We start from the raw sequence: 22751 nt of genomic DNA on the forward strand, positions 1-22751 counted from the left end.
TGCTTGGATGGCTCGAACGTGGGCGGAGCTGTTTTTTGTCTACGGAAACATCAATGGCGGCTCAGCAAGACAGAACTGCCGTGCGGTGCGTGGTGGCGGATGTCCGCTTCTACTAATTTTCAGAGCGAAGTACCCAACTTGGCGGCCTTTACACGGTCAAAAGCTTCTACTGCGATTGCAGTGTCCTGTGCGCCAGTTCCAGTCAAATCGCAGATCGTCACAGCATCGGTCGGGCGCGAAAACTGTTCTGCTCCTGATATGATCGCACCGATTTCCAATATCGTTCCGCCGCCTTCCCCCAAATTCTGGAGCTCTCCGCCGATGACACACTGATCAAATACATCACAAACCACAACGTCTGCACTCTCGAGTATGTTCGAATGCAGTTCTTGTTTGCCCGGCAAGTCCGACCCCATTGCAGTGATGTGCAAATCGGAGTGGAGCCACTCGGCCATGATGATTGGTTCCGTCGCAGGGGTCGTTGTAACGACAATCTGCGCAAAGGTCACCAACTCCGCGAGAGACTGGCAAGGTTCCACCGGAATTCCCAACAAACCCGTCATTTCGGCGCAGTAGCTGGAAACGGACGCCGTGTTACGGCCAAAAACCAAAAGTCGTTCAAACCTACGCACAAGAGCGAGACTTTCGATTTGATATCGGGCCTGCACGCCCGTGCCGACTACTCCGACGGTTGTGACTCTCTTTGGTGCCAGATGCTTCGCCGCCACTGCACCGGCAAGTCCGGTGCGTAGGTTCATCAGGTATCCGTTGTCTAGGAATATACAATCAAAGGCACCTGTCTTTGCGTTCATCAAAGCAATGATACTGCTGCAACTGGGGAGTCCGATCTGCGGGTTCCGAAAGAAGCCGGTGGCGACTTTGACCGCAAGATGCTCAAGGCCATCAACAAATGCACCCTTCGTGTCAACGGCACTACCATCGTCAATGTCTATATGCATCACTGGCGGCATCGAAACACGCCCCTCCGAAATCCATGAAAAGGATCGTTCGATTGCTGTAAGCGACCCTTTGTCGATCGGAAGACAACTTCTTAACTCGGCTTCGGTAACGATCAAAGTGCCCATCGCATTAGCTCCTCAATGTGTAGGCGAAGGGTAATGTATAGCAGGCTACAATGTCATCCGCGAAGTCGGAAAACCCGACATTTGCGGCGGCGCAGAAGTCCGGCAGCAAAGGGCTCTCAGCCGCCATCAGATCGCTCCGAGCCATAGCGGGTCGGAGGGCGCCCGATCACCAATAGGGACGGCACATTTCCGACAATGGGCACCCCGCAAGGATGCGACAGTCGCGTCCCGCTGTTCGGACTTTCGCTGCAAAAGGGAAATGCCTCAACTCCGGGATGTCAGGAGCGCGGACGAAAGCGGCCTTCAAAGCGCTAAGTGGCCGGGACCAAGCCACAGACGCAGGGCATGGACCACGGGGTTAACGATGAACCTTTAAAGATCCTACACCCCACCGACCGTCCTCTTGATCACCCCCTTTTGCCGACCAAACACCGACGCATTACCGACAGAATACCGACGTGATACCGACCCCTCATTTGCCATGAAAACAAAGGTCAATGGGCTGATTCCCTCCCATGCCCCGAATGCCCCCGCCGTCCGTTGCATCCTCCGCTCGCGCAACGGTGCTGATCGTGGCATTCTGACCCCATGCATCTCTCTGCCCTGACCCTCATCATCCCCGACTACGACACGGCCATCGCGTACTATTGCGGCCCCATGGGCTTCATATTGCAGGAAGATATCGACCAGAGCCATAAGCGCTGGGTCCGCGTGGCGCCCCCGGGCGGTGGGGCGGGGTTCATTCTTGCCGAGCCTGCAAATGACGCCCAGAAAGCGGCCGTTGGTGCCCAGGGTGCCGGACGTGTCTGGCTCTTTCTGCACACGGACGATTTTGCCCGCGACCATGCGCGGCTTAGCGCAGCTGGCGTCACGTTCGAAGAAGCGCCCCGGCACGAACCCTACGGCACCGTCGCGGTCTTTCAAGACATGTTCGGCAATCGTTGGGATCTGATCGGCAGCTGATCCTCGATCTGCCCGGAAAGGTGCTCAGGAACGGCAGGCAAGCCCCGCTTAACCCCCTGACTGAAAACACAAAACAGAATTCGACTTGGCCGCGCATGTTTCCGGCACCCGCGACGCGCCACCGCATTGCCTTTGGCGCCATCACGCTTATTCTTGACCCATGCCCTACGAATGGACAACACCCCCCGATGCACCGCAGCAGCAGATGCGCCTCTGGCCCCATCAGTCCCTGCCTGCGAGGGGCTTTGCGGCCTTCGTGCTGACCACATTCACGCTCATCCTGATCCCCACAATTCCGCTCTTGGGCACCGTGTTGCTTTGGGGGCTGTTGCCGTTTGTCCTGATGGCCGTTGCCGGCGTGTATTTCGCCCTGCAAATGAACCACAAGGCCCGGTTGATCGAGGAAGTCCTGACAATCAGCGACGACACGGCGCATCTTGTACACACCACGCAAAAGGGCGACGTCAAGGAATGGGACTGCAACCGCTACTGGACCCGCGTCACCAAATACGAGGACGACGGACCCGTCCCCCATTACGTCACCCTGCGCGGAAAGGGCCGCGAAGTCGAAATCGGTGCATTTCTGAGTGAGGAAGAGCGTATCGCGCTCTACGACGATCTGCAGCGCAGCCTGCAGCGATAACCCGCTACATCAGGCGTTCTTTGACCTTGGGCCCAACCGAGCCGAAATCCATCTGGCCGGTGTACTTGCCTTTGAGAATGCCCATGACTTTGCCCATGTCCCGGATCGAGCTTGCCCCGATTTCGTCAATTGCGGCATCCACTGCGTCGGCGGTTTCCTGATCGGTCAGTTGCCGGGGCAGAAATTCTTCGATGACCGTGATTTCTTCGCGCTCGCGTTCCGCCAGATCCAGCCGCCCGCCCTCTTCGTAGGCGCGCGCTGATTCCTGACGCTGCTTGGCCATCTTGCCCAAGATCGCCAGCACATCGGCGTCTGACACCACCGCCTCGTCATTTCCGCCTGACCGCGCGGCGATATCGCGGTCTTTGATCGCGGCGTTGATCAGGCGCAGCGTCGACAGACGGTCTGCCGCCTTGTCCTTCATTGCCTGTTTGAGAGCGTCGGTGATGCGCGTGCGCAAGGCCATGGCGGGGTCCTCGGATTTCGGGTCCTGACTTAGCCTGCGACCTTACTGCGCACACGGACATCACGCAATGGGGAGCGACCCAAGGTAACCCCATGAATTACAACGAAATCTGTTTTTGACTCGTATCTTGACCCGGGATGGGCGGATGGATAGGTTGCGTCCGTTTACCCAACCCATATTTGCCCGGAGACCTGCCCCATGTCCGCGCCTGCCCCTGCTCATCCCACCGCCTGTCTTGCCCTGGCGGATGGGTCGCTTTTCTACGGCATCGGCTTTGGCGCAACGGGGCGAAAAGTGGCCGAGTTGTGCTTTAACACGGCGATGACCGGGTACCAGGAAATCATGACCGATCCTTCCTATGCGGGTCAGATCGTCACCTTCACCTTCCCGCATATAGGCAATGTTGGCACCAACCCCGAAGACGATGAAACCGCTGATCCCGTCGCCGCTGGCATGGTGGTCAAATGGATGCCCACGGATCCTTCGAACTGGCGGAGCGTGCAACCTTTGTCAGACTGGCTGGCCGCCCGGGGTCGCGTCGCTATGGGGGGCGTCGATACCCGTCGCCTGACCCGCGCGATCCGCCAACAGGGCGCACCGCACGTCGCGTTGGAGCACAATGCCGATGGTCAGTTTGACATCGAGGCCCTGGTCGCTGCAGCGCGCGGCTTTGCTGGCCTTGAGGGCATGGACCTGGCCAAGGAAGTGTCATGCAAGCAATCCTACCGCTGGAACGAAATGCGCTGGGCCTGGCCCGACGGATACTCCACTCAGCAGGCACCAAAGCACAAGGTCGTCGCGGTGGATTACGGGGCCAAACGGAACATTCTGCGATGCCTTGCCTCAGCGGGATGTGATGTGACGGTCCTGCCCGCCACGGCCACCTATGATGACGTGATGGCGCATGATCCCGATGGCGTGTTTCTCTCCAATGGTCCCGGCGACCCGGCAGCCACCGGGACCTATGCGGTGCCCATGATCCGCGACGTGTTGGACAAGACCGAGCTGCCGGTTTTTGGCATTTGTCTTGGGCATCAGATGCTGGCGCTGGCCCTTGGGGCCAACACGATCAAGATGAGCCACGGCCATCACGGCGCAAACCATCCCGTCAAGGACCAGGATACCGGTAAGGTGGAGATTACCTCGATGAACCATGGTTTCGCGGTGGATGCGCAAACTCTGCCGGAGGGCGTCGTCGAAACGCATGTATCACTTTTTGATGGCTCGAACTGTGGTATCCGCATGGATGGCCGACCGGTCTGGTCCGTACAGCATCACCCCGAAGCATCCCCCGGCCCGCAAGACAGTTATTATCTGTTTGAGCGGTTTGCGAAAGCCATGGCGGACCGGGCTCCAGCACCCGTCTAGGCGTCGAATTCTTCAGAAGTTCCAGCAGTTAACCTGTTGTTAAGAAAATTTTAACAATGGGTTAACCAATCATCTTCATGCATGTCGGATGATGACTGCGCAAAGTGTTGCCGAAATGAGCAATCTGCGCCTGCATTTGCCAACACCGCAGATCGCCGCACCGGCTGCTGCACGCTTGCCGCTCGGGCGGCATCTGGTGAATGAAGGCCATATTGACCAGAACGATCTGGTTCACGCATTGGAATTGCAATGCCATGTCGATGCACCTCTTGGCGAAATTCTGATTTCCGAAGGGTTGCTGACACGCGATGGGTTGCTGGATGCGCTGGCACGCCAGCACGTAGCGGAACGGGTTGATCTGGATGCGGATCTGCCTGACGCGAGCTTGCGCGCCTGCCTGCCCGCCTCCCTTTGCCTGAAGTACAAAGTGGTCCCATGGATGCCGATGGGCGAAACCATCTTGGTCGCCACAAGTGAACCGCACCGGTTTGACCAGCTCAGGGCCTGCATGGGACCGGACGGTCGGCGGCTGTTGCCTGTGGTAGCCAGTGATTTGCAGGTACAGGATCACCTCAGCCGTCTTTATGGCAGTGAGCTTGCCCAGAAGGCGGCCACGCGCGTGCCGTCCGTTGAAAGCTGCCGCAGTTGGGAGATCAATTCCAAGCGGCGTCAGCTGTGGGCTGTCGGTATCGCGGCGCTGATCGTACTTGCTTTGATCCTTGCCCCGCTTTGGACACTTACGATTGCGACGCTCTGGGCCTTTGTCACCCTTGTGATGGCAACCGTGCTCAAGGCTGCGGCCTTTGTATCGCATGTGTCCCGGACAGTACCGGATCAGGGGGAAGAAACTGCCCGGATGGCGACAGCATTTCGCATGCCGCGCGTTTCGATCCTTGTGCCGTTGCTCAAGGAAAAGGAGATTGCAGGCGTGTTGATCAAGCGGCTGTCCCGCCTGACCTACCCCAAATCGCTTTTGAACGTGGTTCTGGTGCTGGAAGAAGGTGACAGCGTCACCCGCGACACCATCGCGCGCACCGACATGCCCGACTGGATGGCGGTTATCGAGGTGCCAGCAGCCAATCGGCTGACCACCAAGCCGCGGGCGCTGAACTACGCAATGGATTTCTGCAAGGGCAGTATCATCGGCGTCTGGGATGCTGAGGATGCGCCGGAACCTGACCAGATCGAACGTGTGGTGAACCGGTTTCAGCAGGCCCCGGCAAATGTCGCGTGTCTGCAAGGTGTTCTGGACTATTACAACACGCGGACGAACTGGCTGTCGCGGTGTTTCACGATCGAATATGCGACCTGGTGGCGCGTTTTGCTGCCAGGTGTCGCGCGGTTGGGGCTGGTCATTCCGCTGGGTGGCACCACATTATTCTTCCGCCGTGATATTCTGGAAAAGCTTTGCGGCTGGGACGCGCACAACGTGACCGAAGACGCCGATCTGGGCGTGCGGCTGGCACGACATGGCTATGTCACAGAACTGTTGCCAACCGTAACCTACGAAGAGGCAAATTGCAGGGCGTGGCCCTGGGTGCGGCAAAGGTCGCGTTGGCTCAAGGGGTTTCTGATTACCTGGTGTGTGCACATGCGCGATCCGGCGGCGCTGCTGAAGGATCTGGGTTGGACGCGGTTTCTTGGTGTGCAGACGATGCTGCTGGCGACCTTCTCGCAATTTGCCTGCGCGCCGCTGTTGTGGTCCTTCTGGCTGACGCTTCTGGGGGTGCCACACCCGGTTGAGCTGACCCTTGGTGTATCAGTCTTGCAAGTCATGATCGCATTCTTCATCGTCTCGGAGCTTTTGAACCTCGCCATCTCGGCCACGGCGGTCTCTGGCCCAAAACATCGCCACCTGATGGGATGGGTGCTGACATTGCCGTTTTACTTTCCGATGGGCGCACTGGCAGCATATAAGGCACTGCATGAGTTTATCGTCTCGCCGTTTTATTGGGACAAGACGCAGCACGGCATCGCCGGTGAGACGGGCTAGCCCTCTTCCTCGCGCCGGGCAGCATCGCGCTTCAGTCGGGTCACGAAGGCCACCGAGATATGGGAACGAAGCGTGTCGTCCGCCGTTTCGGGGTCGCGCGCCTCAATGGCCTTGACGATCTGGTCGTGTTCAGCCTGCGCGATCTCGCCGCGCCCCTCGACGGCCAGCGATGACGTCGTCATCAGCGCCATGGTCCGGTAGACCAGATCAAGCTGCTGGACCAGATACCGGTTGTGCGAGGCGAGATGGATTTGCTTGTGAAAGCGCCGATTGGCCCGTGCCAGGGCAGCGGGCTGATCCACGAGCGCATTGTCCGTTTCGACCATTTCGCGCAACACGCGCACCTCTTCTTCGGTTGCATGGCGCGCGGCCAACCGGGCGGCAAGGCCTTCGAGCTCACTGCGCACTACATAGAGTTCCGACAACTGATTATGATCCAGCGAAGCGACGATCAGACTGCGCCCGTCCCGCGCCAAGAGGGATTGCGTCTCGAGCCGTTGCAGAGCCTCGCGCACGGGCGTGCGGGACATGCCCAGTCGCTCAGCCAGTTCGCTTTCAACCAGCCGATCCCCAGGGCGATAGGTCCCCACGTCAATGGCATCAAGGATCATCGAATAGGCGTCGGTCGGGTTGCTCTTGGGTGAATTCATGGGCCGTGGTCCTTTCACATCGCGCCACCTTAGCGTCACCGCGCGCTCGCGCAAGCTTGCGCTTGGCAGCAGCCTTGCCTACCAAGCAGCCATGCCGCGCGAACAGTTCTCACATGTCGATACTTGGGTCTTTGATCTGGACAACACCCTGTACCCCCCCTCTGCGCGGCTTTTTGATCTGATCGAAGTTCGCATGACCAATTGGGTGATGTCGGCACTTGGCGTGGATCAGGCCGAAGCGGACCGTTTGCGCAAGCACTACTGGGAAACCCATGGCACCACGCTGGCTGGTCTGATGCGCGAGCATGACCTGGATCCGGGCCCCTACCTGACGGACGTGCATGACATTTCCATGGACAGTCTGACGCCCGACCCCGCCCTTGCCGCGCGCATTCGCGCCCTGCCGGGTCGGCGGATCGTCTATACAAATGGTTGCGCACCCTATGCCGAACGGGTGCTGGCCGCGCGCGGGCTGTCTGGCCTGTTCGATGCGGTCTATGGGGTGGAGCATGCGGATTATCACCCCAAGCCTGACCGCGCCGCGTTTGACCGCGTCTTCGAAATCGATGGACTGACACCGGCCAGCGCCGCCATGTTCGAAGACGACGCGCGCAATCTCGCCGCACCCTTCGAGATGGGGATGCGGACCGTGCATGTGGCGGATGCGCGACTGGATGCCGCACATATTCACCACCATACCGATGACCTTTGCGGTTTCCTTGCCCGCCTGACGGCTTAGGTTGGATCTATGGCATTTGATTGCGACATTTTGATTTCGGGCGGCGGTATCGCCGGGCTGACTGCGGCGGCGGCGTTTGGCACCGCCGGGTTCGACGTGATCTGTGTCGATCCCGCTCCGCCTGTGACCGATGGCACAGCGGCAGACGCCGACATGCGATCAACCGCCATGCTGCAACCGGCCCGTGCCGTGCTGGAAGGGGCGGGCCTCTGGGCCGGGCTCGCACCGCATGCCGCCCCCCTGCAGATCATGCGCATTATCGACGCGGGCGGCAATCAGCCAGAGCCGCGCATCACCCGCGAATTCAATGCCGCAGAAATCTCGGAACGTCCGTTTGGGTGGAATTTTCCCAACTGGCTGCTGCGGCGGGAAATTCTTGAGCGGTTGCGCAAGCTCTCCAATGTCGAGTTTCGCCCGGGCACCGGTACGACCACGCTCTTTACTCGCACTTCTGAGGCGCGTGTTGGCCTGACAGATGGCAGCCGCATTCGATGCAAGATGGTGATCGCCGCCGACGGGCGCACAAGCCCAATGCGAGAGGCTGCGGGCATAGGCGTCACCACGCGCCGTTATGGACAAAAAGCACTGGCCTTTGCCGTCACACACCCCATCGCGCACGACAACGTATCGACCGAAATACACCGCACGGGCGGGCCTTTCACGCTGGTTCCCCTGCCCGACCGAAACGGTCTGCCCTGTTCGGCCGTGGTCTGGATGGACGATGGTCCGGCCACGGCTGCACGGGCACAGGCCGATATCACCGCGTTTGAAACTGAGATGTCTGAACGGTCGTGCTATCTTTTTGGTCCGCTTCGACTGGTATCGCCGCGCGCGGTTTGGCCCATCATCAGCCAGCATGCGGATCGGTTGTCGGGCGAGCGGATCGCCCTTATTGCCGAAGCCGCGCATGTATTGCCGCCTATCGGCGCGCAGGGGTTGAACATGTCCCTCACCGATCTCGCGACCTTGCTGGAGTTGGCGGAAACCCGGCGAGAGAACCTTGGCGATGCCCAGATGCTGCACGCCTATCACAAGGCGCGCTATTCGGATGTGCTGCTGCGCGTGCGCGGCATCGATCTGTTGAACCGCGCCTCACAGGCCAGCAGCCAACCCGCGCGTGACCTGCGTGCGGCAGGGCTGAATGCGCTGTACGCTATGGGTCCGGTGCGCAAGATGCTGATGCAGATGGGATTGGGTACCGCCCCGCGCAAGGACACCCAAACCCAAGACTGACGATGACCCTAAAGCACCTCGTCCAGAACAGCGGTCAAACGGGTCAGGGTCGCATCAACATCGTAGAGCTTATCAAGCCCAAATAGCCCCAGACGAAAGGTGCTAAAGCCCTCGGGCTCCCCAACCTGCAAGGGCACGCCCGCTGCGATCTGCATGCCGCGTGCGGCGAATGCACGGCCGCTCTGAACCTCCGGGTCGCTGGTATAGCTGACCACCACACCGGGTGCGCCATACCCTTGGCCTGCCACAGACACGATCCCCTTCTCAGCCAGAAGGGCGCGCACGGCGTCGCCCAGGCGCCATTGTGCCTCTTTCAGGCGACCAAAGCCGTATCGGGACGTCTCAAGCATGGTATCGCGAAACCCGCGCAGCGAATCGGTGGGCATGGTGGCGTGATAAGCATGACCGCCATCTTCGTAAGCCTTCATGATGCCGCGCCATTTGCCCAGATCGATGGCAAAGCTATCCGACTGGGTCTCTGCCAGCCGTGCCTCAGCCCGCGCTGACATCATCACCAGTCCTGCGGAGGGCGAAGCCGACCATCCCTTTTGCGGCGCGGAGATCAGCACGTCGACGCCAAGCGCCTTCATGTCGATCCAGGCACACCCAGAAGCGATGCAATCCAGTACCATCAGCGCGCCCACCTGATGGGCGGCCTCAGCCATCGATTTTATGTAATCATCGGGCAGGATCATGCCTGCACTGGTTTCCACGTGCGGTGCAAATACGACAGCGGGTTTGTTGGCGGCGATCGCCTCCACCACATCTTCTATGGGTGCGGGCGCAAAGGGCGCGGGTGCGTCGTTGCCTTGCATGCGGGCCTTCATCACAGTGGCGTTTGCTGTCAGACCACCCGTCTCGATGATCTGGCTCCACCGATAGGAAAACCATCCGTTGCGCACGACCAACGCATCACGGTCCCGGGCAAATTGGCGGGCCACCGCCTCCATCGCATAGGTCCCACCGCCAGGGATCAGAGCAACCGCCTCCGCGTTATAGACGTCACGCAGCATCTGGGAAATGTCGCGCATCACCTGCTGATAGGTCGCCGACATGTGGTTCAGCGAACGGTCCGTGAAAACGACAGAGAATTCGTCCAGTCCGGTTGGATCAACGGTATCGAGCAGGGCCATGGCCGGTTCCTTCTTTAGGGTGTGTCTTCTGATAGGAAACCTTTGGGAAGATGGCAAAGTCTATCTCGGTATACGGTCGCTCAGATCGGCCCCGGTCGCCGTTCTTCGCTCAGCAGCACATTGGCCTCAACTTCCCCGGCGCCAGGAAGCGTCATGATCCGACGCCGCAACACCCGCTCGAAATCCGGCAAGTCACGCGCCACGACGCGCAAGCGATAATCGTAGAGACCCAACACATGTTCCACGGTCTGAACCTCGGGGATGGCAACGACCGCGCGTTCAAAATCCTCAAGGCTGACGCGGCCCTTGGTGGCAAGCTTGACACCCAGGAACACTGTGACCCCAAAGCCCAGCTTTTCCGCATCCAGCCGCAAGCGTCGGCCTTTGATGATGCCCGCTTCCTCGAGCCGTCTGATGCGCCGCCACGTGGCAGGTTGTGACAAGCCCATCCGCCGCCCCAGCGCTGAGGCGCTTTGCGTGGCATCGCGCACCAGCGCCCGGATCAGGTCCCGGTCAAGATCGTCGAGGTCTGTCACAGCGGCAACGCCTCTTCGGCCTTGATCCGCGCCACCTGCATGAGTGCTTCGATGTCTGCGATGTGGGGCAGCGTCAGGATACGGTCACGGTAGATTTGCTGGTAGTGCCCCATATCCCGTGCAATGACGTTAAGCCGCACGTCCACTCGGCCCAAAAAGGTTTGTATCTCAATGACCTCGGGCACCTCGCGCGCCGCAGCCTGAAAGGCATCAAACGCATTGCCTTGCGTCTTATCAAGTGTGATCCGCAAACTGACTTCGACCGCATAGCCCAACGCAGCCCAGTCGATCACGGCCCCCACCCCTTGCAGAATGCCCGCATCCTGCATCCGGGCAATTCGCCGGGCAGCCCGGCCGGCAGTCATGCCGCAATGTGCTGCCAATTCACCGGGCGAAAGCGTCGGCTCCGCCTGCCAATAGCGCAGAAGCCGCCGATCCTGATCATCAAGCATGATTTACTCACTTTTTGCGTATTGTGCGAATGACTTTATTCACCCTTTCTAAAATACCTATAAAACATCGATGGCCTCTCGCACAATCCTCCCTATTGTGCTCCGCAAACAGCAACCCGAAAGGAAGATAACATGCGCGTTTATTATGACCGCGATTGCGACGTGAACCTGATCAAAGACAAAAAGGTCGCGATCCTCGGCTATGGTTCTCAGGGCCATGCCCACGCCCTTAACCTGCGCGATAGCGGCGCCAAGAACCTTGTGGTCGCCTTGCGCGCGGGATCAGCCTCCATCGCGAAAGCCGAAGGCGAAGGCCTGAAAACGATGGAAATCGCCGAAGCGGCCGCCTGGGCTGATGTGATCATGTTCACAATGCCCGACGAGTTGCAGGCAGAGACGTACAAGAAATACGTCCACGACAACATCCGCGAAGGTGCAGCCATTGCCTTTGCCCACGGTCTGAACGTGCACTTTGGCCTGATTGAGCCCAAGGAAGGCGTCGATGTGATCATGATGGCCCCAAAGGGCCCCGGCCACACGGTGCGCGGCGAGTATACCAAAGGCGGCGGTGTGCCCTGCCTTGTGGCGGTAGACAACGACGCCTCTGGCAAAGCGCTGGAAATCGGCCTGTCGTACTGCTCCGCCATCGGCGGCGGCCGTTCCGGCATCATTGAGACCAACTTCCGCGAAGAGTGCGAAACCGACCTCTTTGGCGAACAGGCCGTGCTTTGCGGTGGCTTGGTTGAACTTATCCGGATGGGATTCGAAACATTGGTCGAAGCAGGCTATGCACCCGAAATGGCCTATTTCGAATGCCTGCACGAGGTGAAGCTGATCGTGGATCTGATCTACGAAGGCGGCATCGCCAACATGAACTACTCAATCTCGAACACCGCGGAATACGGTGAATACGTCTCAGGCCCGCGCGTTCTGCCTTATGACGAGACGAAGGCAACGATGAAGGCGATCCTGCGTGACATCCAGACCGGCAAGTTCGTGCGTGACTTCATGCAGGAAAATCAGGTCGGCCAGCCCTTCTTCAAAGGAACACGCCGGATGAACGATGCACATCAGATCGAAGAGGTTGGTGAAAAGCTGCGGGCGATGATGCCGTGGATTTCAGATGGCAAAATGGTCGACAAGGCCAAGAACTAAGCCCCAGAATTAGGAAGGGCCCGGTCGTTCCCACCGGGCCCTTCTGACTTTGCGATCATCCTGGTCTCAGACGTCCGCCGGTTTCCCGGTGGATGATTTGTCTGAGGCCAAGGTCGATTTTGGCGCGTTCGGGTCTGCCATGCGTTCCTCGGTCTTGCGCTTGCTTGTCATGGCAAGCACGATCCCGATGATCAAAGTAAAGAGCGCGAGCAGGCCGACAAGTAACGTCCAGTCCATGTGTCTGCCTCCGTTCTCTGGTTTCGTTGAAGAAACAACACGAATTCCACGGGATCGGTTCCCCTGAAAGATTGTCGCAGGCCAAAACATACTTCGATCTTTAACGAAGTGGTTGCCATTGACCTTGCGCCTCACTGCAATAGGTCTGCGCGACCTGATCAAAGAAAGCCCCATCATGCACCTCTGCGTCCTTACGCCAGCGCTGTCCTGACATGACAGCCGCACCGAACATCACCTGGAAAAGCTGGCTGATGGTGATGTCTTTGGCATTTGTTTGGGGCGGCACCTTTATGGTGACCGAACTGGCGTTGCGGGGGATCACGCCATTCTGGCTGGCCGCCTCGCGGATCGGGTTTGCCGCATTGGTGATGACAAGCATCTGGGCAACGCGCGGATTTGCGCTTTTTGAGCGGCGTCTGACCCGGGGCGAGATCATATCGGTCCTGATTATCGGCGCGGCCAGCAGTGCGGTGCCGTTTTCGCTGCTGGCGTGGGGGCAGCAGCATGTAACATCTGGTTTTGCCGGTGTTTCAATGGCCTCATCGGCGCTGATCGTCTTGCCACTGGCGCATTTTCTGGTTCCGGGGGAACGGCTGACCCTGCGGCGGGTCGCGGGATTTGCAATCGGCTTTTGCGGCGTGGCGATACTGATCGGTGGTCAGGCCCTGGAAAGTGCGGGCAGCGCGCTGGAAATGCAGGGCCGCATTGCCTGTGTCGCAGCATCAGCCTGCTATGCCACCAGCGCCGTGCTGATGCGCCGCCTTCCACCGGTCGATCCGATCGGGCTGGCAACGGTTGTCTTGATTGTTGCGACCACGTTGATCGTGCCTGCAGCTCTGGCTGCCGAAGGCGTGCCGCCCCTGCCGGATGGCCAGACGCTGGCAATATTGGGATTTCTTGGTCTGATACCGACGGCGGCTGCAAATCTGTTGCGCGTACTGGTCATCCGAAGCGCAGGACCGGTATTCATGAGCCTCGTGAACTATCAGGTACCGGTCTGGTCGGTGGTTCTGGGCGCCCTAATCCTGAGCGAGCCGCTGCCCTCTTCAATGTTGTTTGCGATGTCGTTCATTCTGGCCGGCGTGGCGCTAAGCCAGCTTGACGCGCTCAAAAGCTTGTTCGCGCGGTCTTAGACAACCGCGCTGACTGCGTCGACAACACTGTCGACCGCCTGCTCCATCAACGCGGCATCCTCGTGCTCAGCCATGACGCGTACCAGTGGTTCCGTGCCAGACTTGCGGATCAGCAATCGGCCTGATCCGGACAAATCAGCCTCGGCCTGGGCGATGGCCTGTTGAACCGATGCGGTTTCAAGCGGTGTCGCCCCTTCGCCGTACCGCACATTTTTCAAAAGTTGCGGCACCGGTTCAAACTGATGCATCAGCGCCGAAGATGGGTTATCGCTCCGCACCATTTCAGCAAGAAACTGCAGCCCGGCCATCAGGCCATCCCCGGTGGTGGCGTGATCCATCATGACGATATGGCCCGATTGTTCGCCCCCTAGATTGAACCCGCCTTCGCGCATCCGTTCAACCACATAGCGGTCACCGACCCCTGTACGTTCCAGCCGCAAACCCTTGCCCTGCAGAAAGCGTTCCAGGCCAAGATTGCTCATGACCGTGGCAACCAGCGCGTCCCCGCGAAGACGCCCGTCGGCGGCCCAGCGCGCCGCCATCAGCGCCATGAACTGATCACCATCCCCAACATTGCCCTTCTCATCGATGAGGATGACCCGGTCTGCATCGCCGTCAAGACAGATGCCCACATCAGCCCCATGGGCTACCACGGCCTCTGCTGCAAGTTGGGGGTGCGTGGATCCGCATCCGTCATTTATATTATGCCCATTGGGCGCCACCCCTACCGGCACAACGGTCGCGCCCAATTCCCAAAGGGCCATTGGTGCGACGGAATAGGCCGCCCCGTTGGCGCAATCGATCACCACCTTCAAGCCGTCGAGGCGCATTTGGCGCGGGAACGAGGATTTGACCCGCTCAATATAGCGAAAGCGGCTGTCGTCGATCCGCTTGGCGCGTCCAATCTCGGCGGCACCGGCCGGTTCGACTCCGGCAGCCACCAGCGCTTCGATCTCGGCCTCGACTTCGTCGGACAACTTAAAGCCGTCAGGGCCAAAGAATTTGATCCCATTGTCATGTGCCGGATTGTGACTGGCTGAGATCATCACCCCAAGATCGGCCCGCATCGAACGGGTCAAAAGCCCGACCGCCGGTGTGGGCACCGGGCCCAGCAAGAGCACATTCATCCCCATCGATGTCAGCCCGGCGGTCAGTGCATTTTCGAACATATAGCCCGAAAGACGGGTGTCTTTTCCGATAACAACGCGGTGTACCCCTTTGGATTCACTGCGAAAGTATTCGCCGACCGCCATGCCGATACGCAAAGCCATGTCTGCGGTCATCGGATAGGTATTGGCTGTCCCGCGAACTCCGTCTGTGCCGAATAGCTTGCTCATGACTGCTCTCCTCTGATCGCGGCCTGCCACAGCGCGATCGCCTGATGTGTTTGCGCAACATCATGCACACGAAACACCTGAACGCCATGGTTCAGTGCTGCCAGTGCGACCCCGATGGAACCGGGCGCGCGGTCTTGCGGGTCAGGCGCGCCGCCGACCGCCCCAATAAAGCGCTTGCGCGATGCACCAAGCAAAAGCGGGACGCCAAGGCCATGGAACAGCGACAGCCGTGCCAACAGTGCCAGATTGTGGTCGATTGTCTTGCCAAAGCCGATGCCCGGGTCAGCTATGATCCGCCCGCGCGGAATGCCAGCCGTTTCTAGTTCATCAATGCGTTTTTCAAGAAAATCAAAGACATCCAGCAGGACATTGTCATAGCGCGGATCCTCTTGCATGACCGAGGGGTCTTGAGGCCCGTGCGTCACGCAGACAGGTACCTGTCGTGCGGCACACATCGCCATAAGGGCCGGATCATGGGTGAAACCGGACACATCATTCACCAGCGCGGCCCCTGCTGAAATGGCCGAAGCGGCGACGGCGGATTTGCGCGTGTCTATGGATATTGGCAGCGATACACCGGCCGCGTTCAAGGCATCGATTACAGGTGTGACGCGGCTGATCTCTTCTGCATTTGGTATTGTTTCGGCCCCGGGGCGGGTCGATTCACCCCCAATATCTAGAATGTTTGCCCCGGCGGCCTGCATTGCGAGGCCAGCCGCGCAGGCGTCTGCCACAGCGGCATGTTTGCCACCGTCCGAAAAGCTGTCCGGAGTGGCGTTCAGGATGCCCATCATCTGTGGCGCGGCAAAGTCGAGGCCGCAAATGTCGGGACGTCTGTCACACAGCCGGGCCAGCACCGCTTCGGGCACATGGTCGGCTGACACGATCCGTGCCACATCGCTGCGTGATAACAGCTCAACATGGGTGAACCAGCCCCATCCACCGGCAAGTGAAAACGCATCAGAAGGACGCGCTGTATCTACTTGAACTATGGGGCGAAAATATCTGGTATCACTCACAAATTTGCCTGATCCGAAGGTATCGTCCGAAGCGGTACTGAGGCACTCTTTGGCACATCTGCCCCAATCACCAACATCTCTTGCGCATCGAAGGTTGCCGCGAACCATGCGGCCAGCGCAACTGCATCGCTCGGCTGCACGGAAGGAGTGTCGACGGAATCCAGCACAATTTTGGACGGGGCCCAGACACTGGTCTGGCCATTTCTGATCGCCCAATCCAGCTCTGTGCGCGTCTCGACAACCACGCAGCGATCATCCTTTGAGGCCAGGACCCAGGCATTCTGTTCAATAGCCAGCAAATCAATGCGCCGCTGCGCCATCTTGTGGGCCACTTGCGGCGCGGGCTTATCATCGGCCCCGACACAGATAATCAAAGGGCGGCCCAACAACGCGAGCTGATCAAGCCAGCCAGTCAGATGAGAAGACGCGATGGCATCATTGCTGAGAAAGACAAGCTCGGGTTGCGGTGCGTCTTCGGGGGTCACCTCAGATATCGGGGCAGCGTCGCGCGCGCGCACGATCTCGACCCCCAAGGCACCCGGTCCCCGATCCAGCTTTTCGATGCGCACAAAGGCCCGCTTCGCCTGCGGCTCCAGCAATATCCTCTCAGCGACCCGCTCAGCCAGCGTTTCCAGAAGGGCAAGGCGTTCGACTGCCAGTTCGGCGGCAATCGCCTCGGTCACGCGGTCATAGCTCAGGATGCGGTCCACATCATCGTCAATGGGGCCGGTAAGGGGTTGCACTTCGACCACGACGTTGAAGCAGATCCGCTGGGTGACCCCGCGCTCGGCCTGAAAGGCCCCTATCTCCACCTCGACGATATGGTCGCGTAGGGAAATGCGATCAAGCGGATCAGGCCCTGCCATGGCATCCGCCCGTTCGGACGGATGGGCAAAGGCAAGTCGGACATCATTGGACATGGCGCAGGCTCGTTCATGGTGCGGTAGGGCAAGGTGCCCATGCCGCGCAGCTTTATCAGCCTCGGCCCTACTGGACCAGCATCAGTTGGAGGCTGTGCGCCATGTGTGCCGATAAAACAGGTGCACGCCAATCTTCGTGGTGCGGGTGTAGACCCGGCTCCAGCGCGGCCGAACGGCGGTTGTGTGATAATGCGTGGCCCCGTCAGTCAGCTGCGGTGCCTTCCCGTCCATGATCGCACGGGCAACCTTGCTGACGCGTGCGAATGCGCGAGGTTCTGCAATGACTTCGGCGTAGCCGTCACAGGTATAGGTGAACTGGCATTGGTACTTTTTGCCGGTGCCCTGATTGATGACCCCACAAAGCGAGCTTGGGAAGCGTTTGCTCTTGACCCGGTTCATAATCACCTCGGCCACTGCAAACTGTCCTTTGACAGTCTCGCCGCGCGCCTCGAAATAGAGCGCCTCGGCCAGACAACGCCATTGTTCAGAACCTTTGGCCTTGGGTTGGGCATCGATCCAGGCACGGGTGAAGTTCACCCCGCCCGCCGTCGCAGCAGCAGGAACCAACATGGACTTCAGGCGTTTGTCCCCAGTCGCAGCAAGGCCGGATGCCTCAATCATTGCCAGTTCTCTGGCCTCTTCGGAACTTGCAAAAAGCGAGGCTGGCAGCAACGCTGTGACCACAATTGCGGCCGCAATAAATTTTTTTTGGAACCAACGCATGTCGGGCCTCATTTTTGACATAATCATCGGATGCGCCTAACCAATTGGAAACCTTAGGTAAAGCCCAGCGGCCAGATCACGCAGAATCTCGCTGATCAGTACAAATTGTTGGGGTTGGCGCCCGGGGTGCTACCCGATCTGGTCTGAAATGGCCAATTGGGCCGCCGCCAGTCTTGCTACCGGAACGCGAAACGGTGAGCAAGAAACATAGTCAAAGCCCGCCGCGCGGCAAAATGCAATCGATTCGGGGTTGCCGCCGTGCTCGCCACAAATGGACAATGTGACGTCTGGTTGGGCGGCGCGGCCCCGCTCAGCACCCAGCTGCAGCAGCTCACCGACACCGTCGATGTCGAGCATATGAAACGGGTCTTCGGGATAGACGCCCTGTTGCACGTAATCCGACATGAAACGTCCCGCGTCATCGCGTGAGAGCCCGTATGTCATCTGTGTCAGATCATTCGTTCCAAAGCTGAGAAAGGCACAGTTCGGTGCAATTTCTCCGGCCCGCAGGGCGGCGCGCGGTGTCTCGACCATGACCCCCAGACGATAGGTAAAGTCGGCCTCGCGTTCAGTGCGCACTGCGGCGGCAATGGCATCGACCGCGGTCTTGACCAATTCAACCTCGCGCCGTGCCGTTACCAGCGGGATCATTATCTCCGGCACTACAGGGTCGCCGTCGCGGCTGGCCTCGATCGTCGCCTCGAAAATCGCGCGCGCCTGCATCTCGTAAATCTCAGGCACGGTGACGCCAAGTCGCACCCCCCGCAGGCCCAGCATGGGGTTATATTCGGACATTGCCTCGATCCGGCGGGTGACGTCGGAAAGTTTTAAGCCCAGCGCATCTGCCAGTTCGCGCTGGCCTGTTTTGCTGGTCGGCAGAAATTCATGCAGGGGCGGGTCAAACAGACGGATGCAAACCGGTTGCCCCTGCATGATCGCAAAGAGCTGAATAAAGTCTTCTCGTTGCATGGGCAGCAGCCGCTCAAGCACCGCACGCCGGTCGCTCCCAGTTTCGGCAAAAATCATTTCGCGCATCACCGTCAACCGGCCCGGCTCAAAGAACATATGCTCTGTCCGGCACAGACCGATCCCATGCGCGTTGAAATTACGCGCAGTTTGGGCATCGGCGGGGGTGTCGGCGTTGGCACGAATGCCGATATCAGCGGCGTCCTCGGCCCAGGCCATAAGCCTGTTGAAGGTATCATCCAGCGCCGCTTCGTGGAGCTTGGCCGCGCCGGCCAGAACCTGGCCTGTCGTGCCGTCGAGGGTGATCTCGTCGCCCGCATTGAAGACACGGCCATCCGCAGCAATGATCTGCTGTTTGCTCAGGTTGAACCGCATGTTAGAGGCGCCCACCACACAAGGCACCCCAATGCCCCGCCCGATCACCGCTGCGTGGCTGGTGATCCCGCCACGCTCTGTCAGGACAGCGTGGGCAGCGTGCATGCCGCGAATGTCCTCGGGCGAGGTTTCACGCCGGACCAGAATGCAAGGCTCCGCCCGGGCATTGCTGGCCTGTGCCTCGGTGGCTGAAAAAACGATGCGCCCGGTCGCGGCACCGGGGCTTGCGGCAATGCCACGACCGATCACATCACGCTTAGTGCCGGTGTCGATCTGGCGGTGCAGCAATTCCGTCAGTGTGCGCGGCTGCACGCGCATCAAGGCTTCCTGTTGAGAGATGATACCATCATCCGCAAGGGCCACGGCAATGCGCACGGCGGCGCGCGATGATCGCGCAACGCGCACGCCGTCAAGAATGTGCAGGTCCCCGTCGTCGATGACAAACTCTACCTGCATTTCTTCGCGCAGACGTTCGCGCATCAAACGCGCGTGGGTTTGCAATTCAGCAAACGCGTTGGGTGCCAGTTCCTCCAGAGACGGGCCCCGCGGATCACGGGTCAGATAAACCGCGTCCGCATCGCCTTCCAAGGCGTCCCTTCCCTGACTTTGGCTCAGATACCGTCCGGTGATCTGGGGCGACCCGGTTTCACTGTCCACCAGTTGCAGCACGCCTGACCCAGACAGGCCTGCCCCCACCCCGAAAGCCATCTGCTGCACGACCAGGCCCAGGCCGGCATCTGCTGGCGCGCCTTTGGCCTGGCGCAAAAGGCGCGCGGTGGTGCCTTCCCATTCACGCGCCATTGAGCGCAGGACACCGGCCAGTTGCGTGGCGGGGTCCTGTGGAAATTCCTCTTCTGTTTCAGCCTCATAGGCGCGAAGGGTTTCTTGCAACGCTTCACGCCCGTCACCTTCCACATCGTCAAACATATCCGGGTCAAGGCGCGCAACATGAATCGCGTAGCTTTGCACAAACCGGGTATAGAGGGCTGCGGCGGGGGCCTCTCCCATAGAGGTAGAGAACTGATCGAACAGCCGGTCGTTGATGCCGATGTTCAGCACCGCCCCCGGCCCGCCCCAGTCGGGGTCTTCGCTGGACGGGCGCACGCAAAGCAACGCATCCTGCGAGAATTGCGCGACGACTCCGGCGATATCTGGCAGCTCTCCGGCAGCAATATTGTGGACCGCGTCAAAAGACAGCGCCACAGTACGCGGAACCGGCAGATCAAGACGCACAAGGCGCTGCAAGCACTTCGCCCGCCCGCCGTGAGTGGCGTTCGTGATGGGCGCTGTCTGCGTGACCAGTGTGGTATGCGGATTATTCTGCACTGCGGCACCAAATCGTTTCAGGCGCAGCATAGGCGGATTGGGCGCGCAGGCAAGCCCGCAGGTTCAGGGGCTTAGCCCTCGACTTTTGTAAGGTCCGCCACCGATGTGCAGATGCTGCGGATGCGGCTGAGCAGGTTCAGCCGGTTGCGCCGCACGGTGCCATTATCGGCATTCACCTGAACGGCATCAAAGAAGGCATCAATCGGTGCGCGCAGGGCCGCCATGGCGGACATCGCTGTCGTGAAATCCTGGCGCGCCATTGCCGGTGTGATCTTGGCCTCTGCCGCGTCAAGGGCGTGAAAAAGGGCGCGCTCTTCGTCCGTTTCTGCAAATCTTACGTCCGCGCCGTAGGAGTATTCGACGCCATCCGCCTCTTCGGCCTGGCTGAGGATGTTGTTTGCACGCTTGAAGCCCTGGATCAGGTTCTCGCCGTCGTCTGTATTGAGGGTTTCGGAAAGGGCCCTGGCGCGTTTGACCAAAAGCGTCAGGTCGTCATTGCCCTCCATCGCGATACAGGCGTCAATGATGTCATGGCGGACGCCCTGATCGCGCAGGTAGACCTTAAGCCGGTCGTGAAGGAAGGAGAGGAGGTTCTTGGACTTATCCGGCACCTGTTCCCCAATGTTTCTTATCGCTGTTGCCGTAGTCCCCGCCTCATGCCGGTCCATGACAGTTCGGAACGCCGCACCAAAGACGCCGTGCTCCGCGATTTCCCTGACAAACTCTTCGATCGGACCGTTGTCCAGTTCTGGAACGGCCATGCCCTTGTTGCGCACCAACTGCGAGTCAATGAACCGATCGAGGGCAAGACCCAGATCATTCTCGACCAGAATTCTTATGACCCCCAGCGCCGCCCGCCGTAGCGCATAGGGGTCCTTGCTGCCGGTCGGTTTCTCATCAATTGCCCAAAACCCGGTCAGCTTGTCGATCTTCTCGGCCAGCGCCACAGCCACCGATACGGGTGCCGTGGGTACATCATCAGAGGGCCCCAAGGGCGCGTAGTGTTCTTTGGCAGCATTCGCTACGGCATCGCTCTTGCCAGCCGCCTTGGCGTAATAACTTCCCATAAGCCCCTGTAATTCGGGGAATTCATAAACCATTTCCGAACTGAGGTCGGCCTTCGCCAGGCGCGCAGCCTCTTCTGCCTCATCGGGATCCGCGCCCACCAGCGGGGCCAGTTCGCGGGCCAGAACAGCCATGCGTTCAATCAGTTCGGCTTGCGTGCCCAGCTTGCTGTGGAAGGTCACGTTTTCAAGGTCTTGCACCCATTGGTTCATGTCGGCCTTTGCAACGCGCAGATCGTTTTCCCAAAAGAACTTGGCATCTGCCAAACGTGCCGACAGCACCTTTTCATTGCCCGCCAAAATGGTCGCGCCCTCATCCGCAGTCTCGCGATTGGCAACGGTGATAAATTTCTCAATGCGATTGGTCTTGGGGTTTTTGACGGAAAAGAACTTCTGATGCTCGCGCATGGACGTTTGTAGAACCTCTGGTGGCAGCCCAAGAAAATCGTCAGCGATTGGCCCCATCAACGTGACGGGCCACTCCACCAGACCTGAGACTTCGGCCAGAAGCCCTTGATCTTCCACCACTTCGAGGCCCTGCGCGAACGCGAGATTGGTTCCATCATGCCAGATGGTTTCGGCGCGATCGGCTGGGTTCAGCACCACATAGGCACGCTTGAGCTTGGCCTCGTAATCCTCAAAACCCGACACTGTGATCTGTCCCGGCGCCATAAATCGGTGACCCTGTGTGGCGCGTCCAGCGGTGATGCCATCTACCGTCATCGGGACTACTTCTGCCCCTTCTTCAGTAGTGATCAATGCAATGATGGAATGCAGGGGACGGACCCATTTCAACGCGCCATCCCCCCAGCGCATGGATTTGGGCCATGGGAAATTTCGAATGGTCTGTTCGAGTACCTCGGCGATGATTTCTGCGGCAGGTCGCCCTGGCTTTTCGATCCGCGCGAAAAGCACGTCGCCCTTGGGGGTCTCGCGTGTCTCAAGCTGGTCGCGGGTGACACCGGCACCGCGCAAAAAGCCTTCAATGGCCTTCTCAGGCGCGTCAGCTTTTGGGCCCTTGCGGTCTTCGACTACGGCTGGGCTTGCGGCCAGCATGCCCTCAAGGGCCAAGGTCAGCCGGCGAGGGGTAGAGAAGGAAACCGCATGCGCGTAGGTCAGGCCTGCAGTCACCAAGCCGTCGGTGACCAGCTTTTGCAGGTCTTCCGCTGCACGGCGTTGCATCTGGGCAGGGATTTCTTCAGAGAAAAGCTCAATCAGCAGGTCTGGCATGGGCG

At 59.6% G+C, this 22751-nt stretch carries 21 protein-coding genes; 8 read left to right on the forward strand and 13 right to left on the reverse strand.

Annotated features, from left to right (window positions below; all coding sequences use genetic code 11):
* Positions 1-119: 119 nt before the first annotated feature.
* The gene (locus H9Q16_RS07290; RefSeq protein WP_191074659.1) at positions 120-1085 is read right to left on the reverse strand and encodes an ornithine cyclodeaminase family protein; all 966 of its coding nucleotides are present in this window, start codon (positions 1083-1085) and stop codon (positions 120-122) included.
* A 588-nt stretch (positions 1086-1673) separates the two neighbouring features.
* On the opposite strand from H9Q16_RS07290, the gene H9Q16_RS07295 reads away from it, so the two are divergent.
* Together H9Q16_RS07295 and H9Q16_RS07300 are read left to right on the forward strand one after the other, a co-directional pair.
* Entirely contained in the window at positions 1674-2048 is a 375-nt protein-coding gene (locus H9Q16_RS07295; protein ID WP_191074660.1) for a VOC family protein, read from the forward strand.
* Between the two features lie 160 nt (positions 2049-2208).
* Positions 2209-2691 (forward strand): DUF2244 domain-containing protein, encoded by a 483-nt coding sequence (locus H9Q16_RS07300; protein ID WP_191074661.1) that lies wholly within the window; start codon positions 2209-2211, stop codon positions 2689-2691.
* A 4-nt stretch (positions 2692-2695) separates the two neighbouring features.
* Here H9Q16_RS07300 and H9Q16_RS07305 read toward each other — a convergent pair whose 3' ends face one another.
* Positions 2696-3157 (reverse strand): GatB/YqeY domain-containing protein, encoded by a 462-nt coding sequence (locus tag H9Q16_RS07305; RefSeq protein WP_191074662.1) that lies wholly within the window; start codon positions 3155-3157, stop codon positions 2696-2698.
* A 198-nt stretch (positions 3158-3355) separates the two neighbouring features.
* Between H9Q16_RS07305 and carA the strand changes: the two genes are divergently transcribed.
* Positions 3356-4525 (forward strand): glutamine-hydrolyzing carbamoyl-phosphate synthase small subunit, encoded by a 1170-nt coding sequence (carA, locus tag H9Q16_RS07310; RefSeq protein ID WP_191074663.1) that lies wholly within the window; start codon positions 3356-3358, stop codon positions 4523-4525.
* A gap of 115 nt (positions 4526-4640) precedes the next feature.
* On the forward strand, positions 4641-6518 hold the full coding sequence (locus H9Q16_RS07315; RefSeq protein ID WP_191074664.1) for a glycosyltransferase family 2 protein: 1878 nt from the start codon (positions 4641-4643) through the stop codon (positions 6516-6518).
* On the opposite strand, the gene H9Q16_RS07320 is transcribed toward H9Q16_RS07315, so the two are convergent.
* Entirely contained in the window at positions 6515-7168 is a 654-nt protein-coding gene (locus tag H9Q16_RS07320; RefSeq protein WP_191074665.1) for a GntR family transcriptional regulator, read from the reverse strand. The two genes, H9Q16_RS07315 and H9Q16_RS07320, sit on opposite strands and share 4 nt — an antisense overlap.
* 91 nt (positions 7169-7259) lie before the next feature.
* Between H9Q16_RS07320 and H9Q16_RS07325 the strand changes: the two genes are divergently transcribed.
* The gene (locus H9Q16_RS07325; RefSeq protein ID WP_191075197.1) at positions 7260-7907 is read left to right on the forward strand and encodes a pyrimidine 5'-nucleotidase; all 648 of its coding nucleotides are present in this window, start codon (positions 7260-7262) and stop codon (positions 7905-7907) included.
* A gap of 9 nt (positions 7908-7916) precedes the next feature.
* A complete protein-coding gene (locus H9Q16_RS07330; protein WP_191074666.1) occupies positions 7917-9140 on the forward strand; it encodes a UbiH/UbiF family hydroxylase in 1224 nt (407 codons plus the stop codon).
* An 8-nt stretch (positions 9141-9148) separates the two neighbouring features.
* On the opposite strand, the gene H9Q16_RS07335 is transcribed toward H9Q16_RS07330, so the two are convergent.
* The 3 genes from H9Q16_RS07335 to H9Q16_RS07345 all read right to left on the reverse strand — a co-directional run bounded on the left by H9Q16_RS07335 (position 9149) and on the right by H9Q16_RS07345 (position 11261).
* Positions 9149-10273, reverse strand: a complete 1125-nt coding sequence (locus H9Q16_RS07335) for an aminotransferase class V-fold PLP-dependent enzyme (protein ID WP_191074667.1) — start codon at positions 10271-10273, stop codon at positions 9149-9151.
* 80 nt (positions 10274-10353) lie between these two features.
* Positions 10354-10809 (reverse strand): Lrp/AsnC ligand binding domain-containing protein, encoded by a 456-nt coding sequence (locus H9Q16_RS07340; protein ID WP_191074668.1) that lies wholly within the window; start codon positions 10807-10809, stop codon positions 10354-10356.
* Positions 10806-11261: an Lrp/AsnC family transcriptional regulator gene (locus H9Q16_RS07345; protein WP_191074669.1), complete on the reverse strand. Its 456-nt coding sequence runs from the start codon at positions 11259-11261 to the stop codon at positions 10806-10808. Before H9Q16_RS07345 ends, H9Q16_RS07340 begins: the two co-directional genes overlap by 4 nt.
* Positions 11262-11393: 132 nt before the next feature.
* On the opposite strand from H9Q16_RS07345, the gene ilvC reads away from it, so the two are divergent.
* On the forward strand, positions 11394-12416 hold the full coding sequence (ilvC, locus tag H9Q16_RS07350) for a ketol-acid reductoisomerase (RefSeq protein ID WP_191074670.1): 1023 nt from the start codon (positions 11394-11396) through the stop codon (positions 12414-12416).
* A gap of 66 nt (positions 12417-12482) precedes the next feature.
* Here the strand turns inward: ilvC and H9Q16_RS07355 are convergent, their stop codons facing one another.
* Complete coding sequence (locus H9Q16_RS07355; protein ID WP_191074671.1) at positions 12483-12653, reverse strand: hypothetical protein; 171 nt, start codon at positions 12651-12653, stop codon at positions 12483-12485.
* A 212-nt stretch (positions 12654-12865) separates the two neighbouring features.
* On the opposite strand from H9Q16_RS07355, the gene H9Q16_RS07360 reads away from it, so the two are divergent.
* Positions 12866-13786, forward strand: a complete 921-nt coding sequence (locus H9Q16_RS07360) for a DMT family transporter (RefSeq protein WP_191074672.1) — start codon at positions 12866-12868, stop codon at positions 13784-13786.
* On the opposite strand, the gene glmM is transcribed toward H9Q16_RS07360, so the two are convergent.
* From glmM to glyS, 6 genes are all read right to left on the reverse strand, one after another.
* Positions 13783-15123: a phosphoglucosamine mutase gene (gene glmM / locus H9Q16_RS07365; protein WP_191074673.1), complete on the reverse strand. Its 1341-nt coding sequence runs from the start codon at positions 15121-15123 to the stop codon at positions 13783-13785. The two genes, H9Q16_RS07360 and glmM, sit on opposite strands and share 4 nt — an antisense overlap.
* Positions 15120-16142 carry a dihydropteroate synthase gene (gene folP / locus H9Q16_RS07370; RefSeq protein WP_343067801.1) on the reverse strand — a complete coding sequence of 341 codons (1023 nt, stop codon included), beginning with the start codon at positions 16140-16142 and terminating at the stop codon, positions 15120-15122. Before folP ends, glmM begins: the two co-directional genes overlap by 4 nt.
* On the reverse strand, positions 16139-17062 hold the full coding sequence (locus H9Q16_RS07375; RefSeq protein WP_191074675.1) for a dihydroneopterin aldolase: 924 nt from the start codon (positions 17060-17062) through the stop codon (positions 16139-16141). Before H9Q16_RS07375 ends, folP begins: the two co-directional genes overlap by 4 nt.
* An 81-nt stretch (positions 17063-17143) precedes the next feature.
* Positions 17144-17785, reverse strand: a complete 642-nt coding sequence (locus H9Q16_RS07380; RefSeq protein WP_191074676.1) for a cell wall hydrolase — start codon at positions 17783-17785, stop codon at positions 17144-17146.
* A gap of 129 nt (positions 17786-17914) precedes the next feature.
* Complete coding sequence (locus H9Q16_RS07385; RefSeq protein WP_191074677.1) at positions 17915-20482, reverse strand: putative PEP-binding protein; 2568 nt, start codon at positions 20480-20482, stop codon at positions 17915-17917.
* A 41-nt stretch (positions 20483-20523) separates the two neighbouring features.
* Positions 20524-22746, reverse strand: a complete 2223-nt coding sequence (gene glyS / locus H9Q16_RS07390) for a glycine--tRNA ligase subunit beta (RefSeq protein WP_191074678.1) — start codon at positions 22744-22746, stop codon at positions 20524-20526.
* Positions 22747-22751 lie beyond the last annotated feature (5 nt).

This window comes from Sulfitobacter aestuariivivens (genome assembly GCF_014763045.1).
Taxonomy (GTDB): Bacteria; Pseudomonadota; Alphaproteobacteria; order Rhodobacterales; family Rhodobacteraceae; genus Sulfitobacter; species Sulfitobacter aestuariivivens.

Excerpts from the sequence above, each read along its gene's own strand:
- H9Q16_RS07290 (WP_191074659.1), bottom strand. The coding sequence starts at position 1,085 with ATGGGCACTTTGATCGTTACCGAAGCCGAGTTAAGAAGTTGTCTTCCG.
- H9Q16_RS07295 (WP_191074660.1), top strand. The coding sequence starts at position 1,674 with ATGCATCTCTCTGCCCTGACCCTCATCATCCCCGACTACGACACGGCC.
- H9Q16_RS07300 (WP_191074661.1), top strand. The coding sequence starts at position 2,209 with ATGCCCTACGAATGGACAACACCCCCCGATGCACCGCAGCAGCAGATG.
- H9Q16_RS07305 (WP_191074662.1), bottom strand. The coding sequence starts at position 3,157 with ATGGCCTTGCGCACGCGCATCACCGACGCTCTCAAACAGGCAATGAAG.
- carA (WP_191074663.1), top strand. The coding sequence starts at position 3,356 with ATGTCCGCGCCTGCCCCTGCTCATCCCACCGCCTGTCTTGCCCTGGCG.
- H9Q16_RS07315 (WP_191074664.1), top strand. The coding sequence starts at position 4,641 with ATGAGCAATCTGCGCCTGCATTTGCCAACACCGCAGATCGCCGCACCG.
- H9Q16_RS07320 (WP_191074665.1), bottom strand. The coding sequence starts at position 7,168 with ATGAATTCACCCAAGAGCAACCCGACCGACGCCTATTCGATGATCCTT.
- H9Q16_RS07325 (WP_191075197.1), top strand. The coding sequence starts at position 7,260 with ATGCCGCGCGAACAGTTCTCACATGTCGATACTTGGGTCTTTGATCTG.
- H9Q16_RS07330 (WP_191074666.1), top strand. The coding sequence starts at position 7,917 with ATGGCATTTGATTGCGACATTTTGATTTCGGGCGGCGGTATCGCCGGG.
- H9Q16_RS07335 (WP_191074667.1), bottom strand. The coding sequence starts at position 10,273 with ATGGCCCTGCTCGATACCGTTGATCCAACCGGACTGGACGAATTCTCT.
- H9Q16_RS07345 (WP_191074669.1), bottom strand. The coding sequence starts at position 11,261 with ATGCTTGATGATCAGGATCGGCGGCTTCTGCGCTATTGGCAGGCGGAG.
- ilvC (WP_191074670.1), top strand. The coding sequence starts at position 11,394 with ATGCGCGTTTATTATGACCGCGATTGCGACGTGAACCTGATCAAAGAC.
- H9Q16_RS07355 (WP_191074671.1), bottom strand. The coding sequence starts at position 12,653 with ATGGACTGGACGTTACTTGTCGGCCTGCTCGCGCTCTTTACTTTGATC.
- H9Q16_RS07360 (WP_191074672.1), top strand. The coding sequence starts at position 12,866 with ATGACAGCCGCACCGAACATCACCTGGAAAAGCTGGCTGATGGTGATG.
- glmM (WP_191074673.1), bottom strand. The coding sequence starts at position 15,123 with ATGAGCAAGCTATTCGGCACAGACGGAGTTCGCGGGACAGCCAATACC.
- H9Q16_RS07375 (WP_191074675.1), bottom strand. The coding sequence starts at position 17,062 with ATGTCCAATGATGTCCGACTTGCCTTTGCCCATCCGTCCGAACGGGCG.
- H9Q16_RS07380 (WP_191074676.1), bottom strand. The coding sequence starts at position 17,785 with ATGCGTTGGTTCCAAAAAAAATTTATTGCGGCCGCAATTGTGGTCACA.
- H9Q16_RS07385 (WP_191074677.1), bottom strand. The coding sequence starts at position 20,482 with ATGCTGCGCCTGAAACGATTTGGTGCCGCAGTGCAGAATAATCCGCAT.
- glyS (WP_191074678.1), bottom strand. The coding sequence starts at position 22,746 with ATGCCAGACCTGCTGATTGAGCTTTTCTCTGAAGAAATCCCTGCCCAG.